Source organism: Variovorax gracilis, from assembly GCF_030317115.1.
GTDB lineage: Bacteria > Pseudomonadota > Gammaproteobacteria > Burkholderiales > Burkholderiaceae_C > Variovorax > Variovorax gracilis.
Window position 1 is genome coordinate 58,262 of the sequence record NZ_JASZYF010000024.1, and the last position, 12,785, is coordinate 71,046.

Here is a 12,785-nt window from a genome sequence, read left to right on the forward strand (position 1 = left end):
ACCTGTCGGAGATGCCGCAGAACTGGCCTTGCCAGGCTGCCGGCATCGCCCCCTTTCAGGGAGCGAGCCGTGACCGTGCGCAAGGCCGTGTGGTCTGGAATCTATCTGCTGTTCATCCTCGCGCCGCTGCTCGCGCTGCTGACGGGCGCGCTGCCGCCGAGCCGCGATTTCTGGACGGAGTTCTCGGTCGCGCTCGGCTACTCAGGCCTGGCGATGATGGGCCTGCAGTTCGGCCTGACGGCGCGCTTCCGTTACGTCACCGATCCCTGGGGCGAAGACGTCATCTACCACTTCCACCGCCGCGTCTCGCTCATCGCGGTCGGGCTGGTGGTGGTGCATCCGCTCATCCTGATGGCGGCGGGCTCCGAGAAGCTCGCACCGCCCGAGTCGCTCCGGGACGTGCCGCTCGGCGCCGTCTTCGCCGTGATCTCCATCGGCTCGCTGCTCACGCTGGTGGTCATGGCCCTGTGGCGCACCCGGCTGAAGATCAGCTACGAGTTCTGGCACATCGCCCACATCGTGCTCGCGGTGGTCGCCGTCGGCGGCGGCCTGCTCCACCTGGTTGGATGGGGCTTCTACCTGGCCGATCCGTGGAAGCGTGCCTTGTGGATCGGCATGACGATCTTCTGGATCGCGCTGCTCCTCTATGTGCGCCTCGTCAAACCTCTCTTCATGCTGCGCCGACCGTACCGTGTCGCCGAAGTGCGCAAGGAACGCGGCGACACCACGACGCTGGTGATGCGGCCCGAAGGCCATGCAGGCTTTCGTTTCCGGCCCGGCCAGTTCGGCTGGCTGACGCTGTGGGGGAGCCCGTTCAAGATCACAGGGCACCCGTTTTCGTTCTCATCGAGCGCCGAGGCCGACGACGGCCGCGTCGAGATGACGATCCGCAACCTTGGCGACTTCACGAGCGCAATCGCCAGGGTGCCGGTCGGCCGGCGCGTCTACCTCGACGGGCCCTATGGCGCCTTCACCATCGGCAATCCGGCCGACATGCACGTGCTGATCGCGGGCGGCATCGGCATCACGCCGATGGTGAGCATGATCCGGACGCTGGCCGACCGCGGCGACAAGCGCCCTTTGATCCTGCTCTACGGCAGCAAGGACTGGGAATCGGTGACCTTCCGCGAGGAGTTGGACGCTCTGCAGAAGCGCATCGACCTCACGGTGGTGCATGTGCTGTCGCAGCCGCCGGGAGGCTGGACGGGCGAAAGCGGCTACATCGATGCAGAGATTTTCAGGCGTCACCTCCCGCCAGGCTACGCCGACCACGAATACTTCATCTGCGGGCCGAACGTGATGATGGATGCCATCGAAGCGGCGCTCGGCGAGATGAAGGTGCCACTTTCCAAATACCACTCGGAGCGCTACAGCTTCGTCTAGGAGGTTCCGATGCGCCGCTTGCTCGCCGACCGGCTGGCCCTTGCCACAGGCATCGTGGTGGTGGTGGTGTCGATCGCATTCGCCTTGTGGCGGTCGGCTGGATCGTAGTTATCGCGTCCCCGCTCCGCGCGTCGAATAGTTCACCAGGGGACCCGGACCGACCGCGATCGGCGGGCCCGGATCATTGCTCGGCCAGGAGGAGACCTGGGGAGGTGCGCGAACCGCGTCATACCTTGGGCCCGGTCCGGGAGCGATCGGCGGCCCCAGGTCGGGGATTGCCTGCCTGGACGGCGCCAGGTTGCTGCCGGCGGCAACCGGTGCGCTGCCGGGGGGCAGGCGCGAATAGTCATACAGCGGGCCAGGCCCCGCGGCGATCGGCGGACCCGGATCCGGCTCGGCACTGCGACGCTCGAGCGGCGGCGCCATGACGCTGACGGATGGTTCGTCGTCGCGTTCCCGGCGGGCTCTGCTCGCGTAGGCGCTTCCTTTCGATGTGCGCGCAGTCGGCCGAGTCTCGCTCCTGGCATTCGGCGGCGTCCGGGCCGCTGGCTGCTCGGCAGGCTGCGCGGATGATTCCGCAGGGCTGCCTGCAGCGCCGCGCCCTGGCAGCAAGGCATGGAGGGGCGATGTGGCATCGCCCGACGGAATCACCGCCGGTGCAACGCCATCGGCAACAGCCGGCGCGGTCGCAGGCGCGGGCGCCGTTGACGCTACTGGTGCCGATGAACTCGGAAACGCGTTCATGACCGGCGCCAGCAGGCTCATGATCTCCGACTTCAGCGGCGGCGCGCCGGGCTTGCTGGTGACGTAAAGGCACCACAAGGTGAAACCGACAATCATGGCGATGCCCCAGTAGCCGGCTTTCAGCCAGAAAGCAGCCGTCTCCGCAGGCAGCACCGGGACGACCGCGCCCCGCGTCGACGCCTCGGAAGCCGGGCGATGGGACAGTACAGGGTCGAGCGCACCCGGCCCCGACGGCTCGAAGCCGGGCAATGGACGGGCGCACCCCGTGCAGAACTTCGCCCTCGCACGGTTGGGGCTCCCGCACGCGTTGCAAACGACCGACTCCGACATGAACGTCAACCCCCTGAAAGACAGCGAAGCTCTCTTTTTGCACGACTGCCGCGTGCTGTATGTCAGCAACTTCCTACGTTGCGCGTCCGCCGGCCATCGGATTGCGGATCCGGAGGCGAGCGGCAGCCGTAGAGGGTACCCGCCACTCTCAGGTCCCTTCAAGGATTGGGGCGCGGCCACAGGCTCGCCGGCACGCGCCCGACGCGGCGGGCGCGCTCAGTGCGCTGGCCGATGCCAACTGCTGCTGTAGTCCTTGTCGGTGTAGAGCGTCCAGAGCGCCAGCGCCGCGATCACGATGCCGCTGCATACTGCGGCCAGCATCGCTGCTTGCAGCGCGCTGAAGCCCAGCACCCACGGAGACACCACCAGCCAGACGCCCAACGCGCATTCGGTCCACTCTTCCCATGCCCGTGGCACGATCATGGCGCCCAGGGCCGCCGCGATCAGCGCCACGCCCACGAGCACGGCGTTCGCCGTCGCCGTCGTCGAGTCCTGGAAGCCCAGCGCCCATGGCGAAAGAACAACCCACACGCCCAACAGGGCATTGACCACATCCTGCCAATGTTTCAGTTGCTTCATGACACACCTCCTGCCGCCGGACAGACTGCGCAGCGCGCCAGGCGGCAGTTGGTTGGATCACGCCGGATCAGCCGTGTTCCGCTGGCCTGACGAATCGCCTGTCGAACCAGTCGTCCAGCATGGCCTTCTCGTAGCGGAGCCGGTCGCTGACCGAGTAGGGGTTGACGGTCATCAGGTAGTTGAGAGCGGCCACATGCTCTTCGGCGCTCGCCGTCACTTCACCGCCGCGCGTCAACGTGTAGCGCAGCTTGATGCGTGGCCAGGTGATCTCGCGCAGGATGCGGACGTTGTCCGCGTACGTGCGAAAGCGGAAGGGCTCGAACCATCCCGCCAGGTCGATGTCGAGAACTTCGATGCGCAGCGAATCGCCTGGGGGAAGACCTCGATCGGCGAGCTGCTGCAGGTGGCGCTCGATGCCACGCAGCACCGGCTCGCGTTGCCGCTCGTCGCCATAGGGATGTGAGAACACGGCGTCCCTGAAGTCCTCAGGGTGAACGAAGACGACAGACAGATCCGCCGCCCGCGCCGCCGCGCACGCGCCGGCGGCAAGGATTGCGGCGGTCGCCACCAGACCGAAGGGCTTGGACATGACGTCCTCCTTCTCGAAGTTCAGCCTTCCTCTGACAGTCCGCAACGGCAGGGGTTCCGTACAAGAGAGGAAGAGGACGGCTCCAGCAAAGTCAACGACACCGTCCACACTTTGGAGGATGACGCCCTCATCCCGGGACCTCCCAATAGTCTGGACATCATCACCGGCACGGCCACCGACACGCGGCGCAATGCGTGGCCGCCGGCGAACGGAGACACACAGACCCCACCCTCGGAAAGGGAATGCGCCTTGGATTCAACCGACGTAGCCAGACATTGGGAAGCCAACGCAGAGGCTTGGACTCGACAGGCCCGCAACGGATTCGACATCTTCCGCGACGCGGTGAACACGCCCGCGTTCATGGCCCAGCTTCCGTCCATCCAGGGGCGGGAGGGCCTGGACGTCGGATGCGGCGAAGGTTCCAACACGCGGCAGCTCGCGCGGCTCGGCGCGAAGATGGTGGCAATCGACATCGCCCCGACCTTCGTCCGGCACGCACAGGAGACTGAGTGCAAGGACCCGGTGGGCATCGAATTTCGCGTCGGCGACGGCATGGCGCTGCCCTTCGACGAGGCATCCTTCGATTTCGTGACGGCCTTCATGTCGCTGATGGACATGCCGGACCCTCAGCGCGCCTTGCGGGAGGCAAACCGGGTCTTGCGGCCCGGCGGATTCCTCCAGTTCTCCATTCTTCACCCCTGCTTCGTACCGCCGCATCGCAAGGTGCTGCGCCGACGGGACGGCAAGACCCGCGCCATCGAGATCGGCGACTACTTCGCATCGACGGCGGGAAGAGTCGACACCTGGTGGTTCTCGATGTTGTCCAGGAAGCAGCGGCAGGAGGTCGCGCCCTTCCAGACGCCCATCTTCCACCGCACGCTCAGCCAATGGATCGATCTCGTCATCGGCGCGGGCTTCGCCATCGAGAAACTGGGCGAACCCACGGCCGGGGCCGCGCCGGGGCGGCGCGAGGCCGTGCTGGAGGACACCGAGGTGGCGCCCCTGTCGCTGATCGTGCTCGCGACCAAGCGCCGGGCGTCGTGCTGCCCTTCCTCCCTTCCTCCTACTCCTTGACGGAGCCCGTCAGGCCCGAAACGTAGTACTCGACGAAAAACGAGTAGATGAAGGCCACCGGCAGCGAGCCCAGCAGCGCGCCGGCCATCAGCGGCCCCCACTGGTAGACGTCGCCCTGCACCAGTTCGGTGACCACCCCCACGGGCAGCGTCTTGATCTCCGAAGACGAGACGAAGGTCAGCGCATAGATGAACTCGTTCCACGACAGCGTGAAGGCGAAGATGCCTGCCGAGATCAGCCCCGGCACCGCGAGCGGCAGCACGATCTTCACCAGGATCTGCCAGCGGCTGGCGCCGTCGATGAGCGCGCACTCCTCCAGCTCGGCCGGGATCGAGCGGAAGTAGCCCATCAGCAGCCAGGTGCAGAACGGGATCAGGAAGGTCGGATAGGTCAGGATCAGCGCCAGGCGCGTGTCGAAGAGGCCGAGATTGAAGACCACGTTCGCCAGCGGAATGAACAGGATCGACGGCGGCACCAGATAGGCCAGGAAGATGGCGAGCCCGGTCTGCCGCGAACCCTTGAAGCGCAGCCGCTCGATGGCATAGGCGGCAAACACCGACGCCGCCAGCGAGAAGAAGGTGGAGACCACCGACACCAGCACCGTGTTCCAGAGCCACTCCGGATACGCCGTGTCGAACAGCAGTTTGTGGAAATGCCCGATCGTCGGCGCAATGACCCAGAACGGATTGCCTTCGCGCGACAGCAGCTCCGCATCAGGCTTCACCGAAGTGATGGCCATCCAGTAGAACGGGAACAGCAGCACGAACAGGAACACCAGCAGCGGCAGGTAGACCGTGACCGCCTTGCGCGGCACGGACTCCAGATAGCTCATGCCGACGACGTCGATCTTCCCCGCCTTCGAGCTCATTTGTCAGATCCCCCCTGTTGCCACGCCCTTCGCTGGAGCCCGAAGAAGCTGAACATGATGCAGGCCAGCAGGAACGGCACCATCGCAATCGCGATGGCCGCGCCTTCGCCCAGGGCACCGCCCGAGATGGCGCGCTGGAAGGAGAGCGTCGCCATCAGGTGCGTCGCATTGAGCGGCCCTCCGCGCGTGATGACGTAGATCAACTGGAAATCGGTGAAGGTGAACAGCACCGAGAAGGTCATCACCACCGCGATGATCGGCGTGAGCAAGGGCATGGTCACATGGCGGAACTGCTGCCATGGCGTTGCTCCGTCGATGGCTGAAGCTTCGTAATACGAAGGCGAGATGGTCTGCAGGCCCGCGAGCAAGGTGATGGCCACGAAGGGCACGCCGCGCCACACATTGGCGGCAATCACGGCGAAGCGCGCATTCCACGGATCGCCGAGGAAATCGATGTACTTGTCGATCAGCCCCATCTTCATCAGCGCCCAGCTGATGATCGAGAACTGCGAGTCGTAGATCCACCAGAAGGCGATGGCCGACAGCGCGGTGGGCACGATGTAGGGCAGCAGGATGACGGCACGGAAGAAGGTCTTGAAGCGGATGTTCTTGTTCAGCAGAACCGCCAGCCATAGCCCGAGGAAGAACTTGAACACGCTCGCCACCGCCGTGTAGAAGAGCGTGTTGAACAGGGCCAGCCGCGTCACCGCGTCGTTCCACAGGAACTGGTAGTTTTCCAGCCCGATCCACTCGCCCGGCCGGCCGACCTTGGCGTCGGTGAAGCCCAGCCAGGTGCCGAGTCCGAGTGGATAGGTGAGGAACAGCAGCAACAGCACCGCCGCCGGCAACATGAACATGAAGCCGAGGGCGTTGCGGCTGTTCTGGAACTTGGCCAGTCGGGTGGTCATTGAGTCCGGGCTTCGGGCTTGATCAAACCTTGTAGTAGCGCTCGGCGCGTTTCTGGGCGCGCTCGGCCGCTTCCTTCGGCGACTTCGAACCGCTCGCTGCCTCGGCCACCATGTTGGGAATGATGAAGTCCGCCGCCGCGCCGGCGGATGCATAGCCCAGCTTGCCTTCGTAACCGGCCGGACGCAGGTTCTTGACCGAATCGCGGTACGGCGTGTTCTTGGGGTCCGAGGTCCAGATCGGATTGGCCTCGTAGGCGCGCAGCGGCTGCGCCACGTAGCCGCCGCCGCCCTTCAGCCAGTCGTCGAACTGCGGCCGCTCCATCATGAAGCGCAGGAACTCCTTCGAGGCCTGCGGGTACTTGGTGTACTTCATGATCATCTGGTTAAAGAACAGGTGCGACTCGGTCGGCACACCCACCGGCCCCACGGGAAACACCGCGTGGTTGATGTCGGCGGCCATCTCCTTGACCTTCGGATCGGGCGAGTTCTTGGCGGTGTAGTAGATCGAAATGCCGTTGTTGGTGACGCCGATCTGCCCGTCGAGGAAGGCCTTGTTGTTGTTCGGGTCCAGCCACGACAGCGTGCCGGGGATGAAGTTGGCGTAGAGCTCCTTGGCGTATTCCAGCGCCTTGAGCGTCTCGGGGCTGTCGATCACCACCTTGTTGTTCTTGTCGACCAACTTGCCGCCGAAGGCCCAGATGAGCCAGTTGGTCCACACGCTGTCACCGGTCGCATTGCCCAGCGCCATGCCGCCGGGGGTGCCCTTTTCCTTCATCGCCTTGTAGAGCTTGAGAAAGTCGTCGGTGTTCGTCGGAAACTTGTCGAAGCCTGCCGCCTTGACCATGCTCTCGCGATAGACGATCAGCGAGCCGGATGCGCCCAGCGCCAGGCCGATCCACTTCTTGCCGTCCGGCCGCATGAACATCTCGGCGGCGGGATACCAGCCGCCGTATTTCTTGCCGAGGTATTCCGCGAGGTCGGTGACGTCGAGCAGCTTGTCCGGATAGAGATTGGCGTCGTCGTTGGTCGACAGGATGATGTCCGGCCCGGCGCCGGTGTTGGCCGCCACGGCCGCCTTGGGCCGCACATCCTCCCAGCCTTCGTTGTCGACGCGCACCTCGATGCCGGTGGTCTCGGTGAACTTCTTGACGTTCGCCATGTAGGCGTCGATGTCGCCCTGCACGAAGCGGCTCCAGCGCAGCACCCGCAGCTTGGCACCCTTCTCGGGCTTGAAGGTCAGCGTTTGTGCATTCGCCAGCGGCGAGAAGATCGCAGTGCCGACGCCCAGCGAGGCAGCGGCGGCGATGCCGGCCGAACTTTTCAGAATCTTGCGGCGATTGAAATCACTCATTCATGTCTCCTGTTGTTGAACGGCCAGAAAGAAACTCCAGAACTCAAGCCACCAGCCGCTGGCCGGTGCCCGCATCGAAAAGGTGCGCGCGCTGCAGATCCGGCTGCAGGCGGATCAGCGTGCCCGGCGCGAAGTCGTAGCGCTCGCGGAAGACGGCGGAGATCTCGGTGCCTTCGTGCCGGCACGCGACGAAGGTGTCCATGCCGGTCGGCTCCATGACGACCACCTGAGAGGGAATACCGCCGTTGTCCGACAGGCTCAGATGCTCCGGACGGGTGCCGTAGACGACGGGCTGGCCATCCACGCCGCCGGCAAGCAACGGTGCATCGAGCTGCGTGCCATCCGCCAACTCGACCTTCGCCGCGCCGGCACTGCGCCGCAGCGTGCCTGGCAGGAAATTCATGGCCGGCGAGCCGATGAAGCCGGCGACGAACTGATTGGCCGGATGGTCGTACAGGTCGAGGGGGCTGCCCGTCTGCTCGATGCGGCCGTCGCGCATCACCACGATCTTGTCACCCATGGTCATCGCCTCGATCTGGTCGTGCGTGACGTAGATCGAGGTGGTCTTCAGCCGCTGGTGGAGTTCCTTGATCTCGCTGCGCATTGCCACGCGCAGCTTGGCGTCGAGGTTGGACAGCGGCTCGTCGAACAGGAAGACCTGCGGGTCCCGCACGATCGCCCGGCCCATCGCCACCCGCTGCCGCTGGCCGCCCGAGAGCTGGCGCGGATAGCGCTCCAGCAGCGGCGTGAGCGCGAGGATCTCGGCCGCGCGCCCGACCTTGGCTTCGATCGTCGGCTTGTCGGTCTTCGCCAGCGCGAGGGCGAAGGCCATGTTGTCGCGCACCGTCATGTGAGGGTACAGCGCGTAGTTCTGGAACACCATCGCGATGTCGCGCTCTTTGGGCGGCAGGTCGTTGACGCGCTTGTCGCCGATGCGGATCTCGCCGCCGTTGATCTCCTCCAGCCCGGCGATCATGCGCAGCAGCGTCGACTTGCCGCAACCCGACGGGCCCACCAGCACGGTGAAGGAGCCGTCCTTGATGTCGATGTCCACTCCATGGAGGATGGGAACATCGCCGAAGTTCTTCTTGACTGCCTGGATCGTGACACTGGCCATGCACTGGAGTCCTGGAAAGTTCGCGGGTCGACGCAACGACACGGAAGGCTCCACGTCGCAAACGCGGAGTATTGGCATTGCAACAAACCCGCGCATCAGGGCAAACCGGTACGCATTAACCCCCGTAGATTTGTATGATGACCTGATAACCGAGCTCACTTCCCCCACCGCCGTCCGGACTTCGGCACCCTCCCAGCCCCTGCAGTTGATCGTCGATCGGCTGTCGGACCGGTTGGCGGCACTGCTGGGCGCGCAGATCGAGTCCGGCGCGCTCCAGCCCGGCGACAGGCTGCCGACAGAGCAGCAATTGGCCTCGGCGCACGGCGTGTCGCGCACGGTGGTTCGGGAGGCGGTCCACCAGCTCAGGTCCAAGGGGATGGTGCAATCGCGCCAGGGCTCCGGGGTCTATGTGGCGCCCCGGCCGGTCAACCTTCCGCTGGCCTTCGACCCGACGGTCTTGACGTCCGTGCAGGCGGTCGTCCACGTGGTCGAGGTGCGTCGCGTGCTCGAAGGCGAGATCGCCGCGCTGGCTGCCGAGCGGGCCAGCCGTGCTCAGATCGCAGCATTGCGCCGCGCGCTCAAGGCCATCGACGAGGCCGTGGCCGACGGCCGCGACGGCGTCGCCGAGGACCTGGCCTTTCACCGCGTGATCGGCGAATCGACCGGCAACCCGCAGTTCCGGCTGCTGCTCGGCTTCCTGGAGCAATACCTGCGCGAAGGCATGCGCATCACGCGGGGCAACGAAGCCCGGCGCATCGACTTCATGACGGCGGTGCAAAGCGAGCACCGCGCCATCTTCGAAGCCATTGCCGCGCACGACCCTGTCGCGGCCCGACTTCATGCGACTGAACATCTGATCCGCGGAGAGCAGCGGCTGGTCGAGGGCGGCATCATCGATGGCCGCCGTCGGCAAGCGGCGGCCAAGGCCGTGCGCGCCGCGGTTTCTTCCACCCCACGACCTCGCAAGCATTGAAGGAGACTGCATGAAACTCATGATCACCGGGGGCGGCGGCTTCGTCGGCGCGCGCCTCGCGCGCACGCTGCTGAAGCGCGGCACCCTGGCCGGCGAACGCATCGATCGCCTCGTCCTGACCGACATCGCCCCGCCGCCGGTCGACCTGCTCGCCGATGCCCGGGTCGAAGCGCGCACCGGGCCACTGCTGGCGCAGACCGAGGCGCTGCGCGAGGAGCCTTTCGATGGCGTGTTCCACCTCGCGTCTGCCGTCTCCGGTGAATGCGAGCTCGATTTCGACCTCGGCCTGCGCTCGAATCTCGACAGCACGCGTGCACTGCTCGATGCCATCCGGGCGAACGTCAACGCGGGCGGCAAGGTGCCGCGCGTGGTGTTCTCCAGCTCGGTGGCGGTGTTCGGGCCCGACCCCGCCGTGCCGCTGCCGAAAATCGTCGCCGACGACACCCTGCCCGCGCCGCAGACCTCCTACGGCACACAGAAGCTGATGTGCGAGCACCTCATTGCCGACTACACGCGCAAGCGCTACGTCGATGGTCGCGCCGCGCGCCTGATGACCGTGACCGTGCGCCCTGGCAGGCCGAACGGCGCCGCGTCGTCCTTCTTCAGCGGCATCATCCGCGAGCCCCTGGCTGGCGTGGAATCTGTGTGTCCCGTGTCGCCCGACGTGTCACACCCGGTGTCGTCTCCGTCACGCACGGTCGACGGGTTGATCGCTGTCTATGAAGCCAGCCGCGATGCCTTCTGCGGCCGCACTGCGCTCAACCTGCCCGCCCTGAACGTGCGCGTGAGCGACATGCTCGATGCGCTCGAAAAAGTGGCAGGCCCGGCCGTGCGCGCCCGCGTGCGCTTCGAGCGCGACGAGCGCATTGCCGGCATCGTGGCGAACTGGCCGAGCGGCGCATCGGCCGCACGAGCCGCTCGGCTCGGCCTGCATCCTCACGAAAACTTCGCCGACATCGTCCAGCAATACATCGACGACTGTGCGGCATTGCCAAACGCCAGCGAAACCCTGAAGGGAATGTCCTGATGAAACCCACGAGCAAGAAGAACAAGGCCAAGGCGGCACCCAAGGGCAAGCTGGCATTGCGCTCGCAAGCCTGGTTCGACAATCCGGCCAACGCCGACATGACGGCGCTCTACCTGGAGCGCACGATGAACTTCGGCCTCGGCTTCGACGAACTGCAGTCGGGCCGGCCGATCATCGGCATCGCGCAGACCGGCTCGGACATCGCGCCCTGCAACCGCCATCACCTGGTGCTGGCCGAACGTACGCGCGAGGGCATTCGCGATGCGGGCGGCATCGCCTTCGAGTTTCCTATCCATCCCATCCAGGAAACCTGCAAGCGCCCCACCGCGGCGCTCGACCGCAACTTGCAGTACCTGTCGCTGGTCGAGGTGCTGTACGGCTATCCGATCGACGGCGTGGTACTGACGACCGGCTGCGACAAGACGACGCCGGCCCAGCTGATGGCGGCCGCCACGGTGGATATTCCGGCGATTGCGCTCAACTCGGGCCCGATGCTCAACGGCTGGTACGAAGGCGAGCGCACGGGCTCGGGCACCATCGTCTGGCGCGCGCGCGAGTTGATGGCGGCGGGGAAGATCGGCTACCAGGAATTCCTGAAGCTCGTGGCGTCCTCCGCGCCGTCGACCGGGCACTGCAACACGATGGGCACGGCATCGACCATGAACTCGCTCGCCGAGGCGCTGGGCATGACGCTGCCGGGCAGCGCCGCCATTCCCGCGCCCTACCGCGACCGTCAGGAGATGGCCTACATGACCGGCAAGCGCATCGTCGAGATGGTGCGCGAGAACCTGAAGCCTTCGGACATCCTCACGCGAGCCGCCTTCGAGAACGCGATCATCGTGAACTCCGCGCTCGGCGGCTCGACGAACGCACCAGTGCACCTGAACGCCATCGCGCGCCACATCGGCGTCGAGTTGACGACGGACGACTGGGAAAAACACGGCTACAAGATTCCGCTGATCGTCAATCTTCAGCCGGCAGGCGAGTACCTCGGCGAAGACTACTACCGTGCGGGCGGCGTGCCCGCAGTGGTCGCCGAGCTGATCGCGCAAGGCAAGATCAAGCCGGCCCTCACCGCCAACGGCAAGACGCTCATCGAGAACTGCGAAGGCCAGTTCACCAGCGACCGCAAGGTGATCTTTCCGTACGCGAAGCCGATGAAGAAGAATGCCGGCTTCCTCAACCTGAAGGGCAACCTGTTCGACTCCGCGATCATGAAGACCAGCGTCATCACGCCGGAATTCCATGCGCGCTACCTGGAGGACCCGAAGGACCCGATGGCCTTCGAAGGCACGGCCATCGTGTTCGACGGCCCCGAGGACTACCACCGCCGCATCGACGACCCGAAGATGAAGATCGACCCGAAGAGCGTGCTGTTCATGCGCGGCGTCGGGCCCGTCGGCTATCCGGGCGCAGCCGAGGTGGTCAACATGCGTGCACCGTCCTACCTGATCAAGAAGGGGATCACCGCCCTGCCTTGCATCGGCGACGGCCGGCAATCAGGCACCTCGGGCTCGCCGTCGATCCTCAATGCCTCGCCCGAAGCCGCGACCGGCGGCGGACTGGCGCTGGTGCAGACGGGCGACCGCGTGCGCATCGACCTGAAGAAGCGAACGGCGAACATGCTGGTGTCGGACGAGGAACTTGCGAAGCGCCGCGCCAAGCTGGAGGCGGCGGGCGGCTACCCGTATCCGGCCAGCCAGACGCCGTGGCAGGAAATCCAGCGCGGCATCGTCGATGAGTTGTCCGAAGGGATGGTGCTGAAGCCAGCGGTCAAGTACCAGAAGATCCACGCGACCTTCGGCATTCCGCGGGACAACCACTAGGACCGGGGCCAGCCCC

General features: G+C 65.6%; 12 protein-coding genes. 5 read left to right on the forward strand and 7 right to left on the reverse strand.

Annotated elements, in window-relative coordinates; genetic code table 11:
• Window positions 1-69 precede the first annotated feature (69 nt).
• A complete protein-coding gene (locus QTH97_RS28635) occupies window positions 70-1,383 on the forward strand; it encodes a ferredoxin reductase family protein (protein WP_286571923.1) in 1,314 nt (437 codons plus the stop codon).
• Window positions 1,384-1,491: 108 nt separating this feature from the next.
• Here the strand turns inward: QTH97_RS28635 and QTH97_RS28640 are convergent, their stop codons facing one another.
• The 3 genes from QTH97_RS28640 to QTH97_RS28650 all read right to left on the reverse strand — a co-directional run bounded on the left by QTH97_RS28640 (window position 1,492) and on the right by QTH97_RS28650 (window position 3,625).
• The gene (locus tag QTH97_RS28640) at window positions 1,492-2,457 is read right to left on the reverse strand and encodes a hypothetical protein (RefSeq protein WP_286571924.1); all 966 of its coding nucleotides are present in this window, start codon (window positions 2,455-2,457) and stop codon (window positions 1,492-1,494) included.
• Window positions 2,458-2,673: 216 nt separating this feature from the next.
• Window positions 2,674-3,036, reverse strand: a complete 363-nt coding sequence (locus QTH97_RS28645; RefSeq protein WP_286571925.1) for an SPW repeat protein — start codon at window positions 3,034-3,036, stop codon at window positions 2,674-2,676.
• 67 nt (window positions 3,037-3,103) lie between these two features.
• Window positions 3,104-3,625 (reverse strand): DUF3016 domain-containing protein, encoded by a 522-nt coding sequence (locus QTH97_RS28650; protein WP_286571927.1) that lies wholly within the window; start codon window positions 3,623-3,625, stop codon window positions 3,104-3,106.
• A gap of 249 nt (window positions 3,626-3,874) precedes the next feature.
• Here QTH97_RS28650 and QTH97_RS28655 point away from each other — a divergent pair, with 249 nt between their 5' ends.
• The gene (locus tag QTH97_RS28655) at window positions 3,875-4,699 is read left to right on the forward strand and encodes a class I SAM-dependent methyltransferase (protein WP_286571929.1); all 825 of its coding nucleotides are present in this window, start codon (window positions 3,875-3,877) and stop codon (window positions 4,697-4,699) included.
• Here QTH97_RS28655 and QTH97_RS28660 read toward each other — a convergent pair.
• Genes QTH97_RS28660 through QTH97_RS28675 form a run of 4 tightly spaced genes read right to left on the reverse strand, consistent with a single transcriptional unit; the run spans window position 4,689 to window position 8,943 of the window.
• A complete protein-coding gene (locus QTH97_RS28660; RefSeq protein ID WP_286571931.1) occupies window positions 4,689-5,567 on the reverse strand; it encodes a carbohydrate ABC transporter permease in 879 nt (292 codons plus the stop codon). The two genes, QTH97_RS28655 and QTH97_RS28660, sit on opposite strands and share 11 nt — an antisense overlap.
• Window positions 5,564-6,475, reverse strand: coding sequence for a carbohydrate ABC transporter permease (locus tag QTH97_RS28665; RefSeq protein ID WP_286571932.1), 912 nt, complete (start codon window positions 6,473-6,475; stop codon window positions 5,564-5,566). The genes QTH97_RS28660 and QTH97_RS28665 overlap by 4 nt, the downstream gene beginning before the upstream one ends.
• Window positions 6,476-6,497: 22 nt before the next feature.
• Window positions 6,498-7,826, reverse strand: coding sequence for an ABC transporter substrate-binding protein (locus QTH97_RS28670; protein ID WP_286571934.1), 1,329 nt, complete (start codon window positions 7,824-7,826; stop codon window positions 6,498-6,500).
• Window positions 7,827-7,869: 43 nt separating this feature from the next.
• The gene (locus QTH97_RS28675; protein ID WP_286571936.1) at window positions 7,870-8,943 is read right to left on the reverse strand and encodes an ABC transporter ATP-binding protein; all 1,074 of its coding nucleotides are present in this window, start codon (window positions 8,941-8,943) and stop codon (window positions 7,870-7,872) included.
• Window positions 8,944-9,148: 205 nt separating this feature from the next.
• On the opposite strand from QTH97_RS28675, the gene QTH97_RS28680 reads away from it, so the two are divergent.
• The 3 genes from QTH97_RS28680 to QTH97_RS28690 are packed head-to-tail and all read left to right on the forward strand — an operon-like array spanning window position 9,149 to window position 12,769.
• Window positions 9,149-9,916: a FadR/GntR family transcriptional regulator gene (locus tag QTH97_RS28680; RefSeq protein ID WP_286571938.1), complete on the forward strand. Its 768-nt coding sequence runs from the start codon at window positions 9,149-9,151 to the stop codon at window positions 9,914-9,916.
• 10 nt (window positions 9,917-9,926) lie between these two features.
• Complete coding sequence (gene denD, locus QTH97_RS28685; RefSeq protein ID WP_286571940.1) at window positions 9,927-10,943, forward strand: D-erythronate dehydrogenase; 1,017 nt, start codon at window positions 9,927-9,929, stop codon at window positions 10,941-10,943.
• Window positions 10,943-12,769 carry an IlvD/Edd family dehydratase gene (locus QTH97_RS28690; RefSeq protein WP_286571941.1) on the forward strand — a complete coding sequence of 609 codons (1,827 nt, stop codon included), beginning with the start codon at window positions 10,943-10,945 and terminating at the stop codon, window positions 12,767-12,769. Before denD ends, QTH97_RS28690 begins: the two co-directional genes overlap by 1 nt.
• Window positions 12,770-12,785 lie beyond the last annotated feature (16 nt).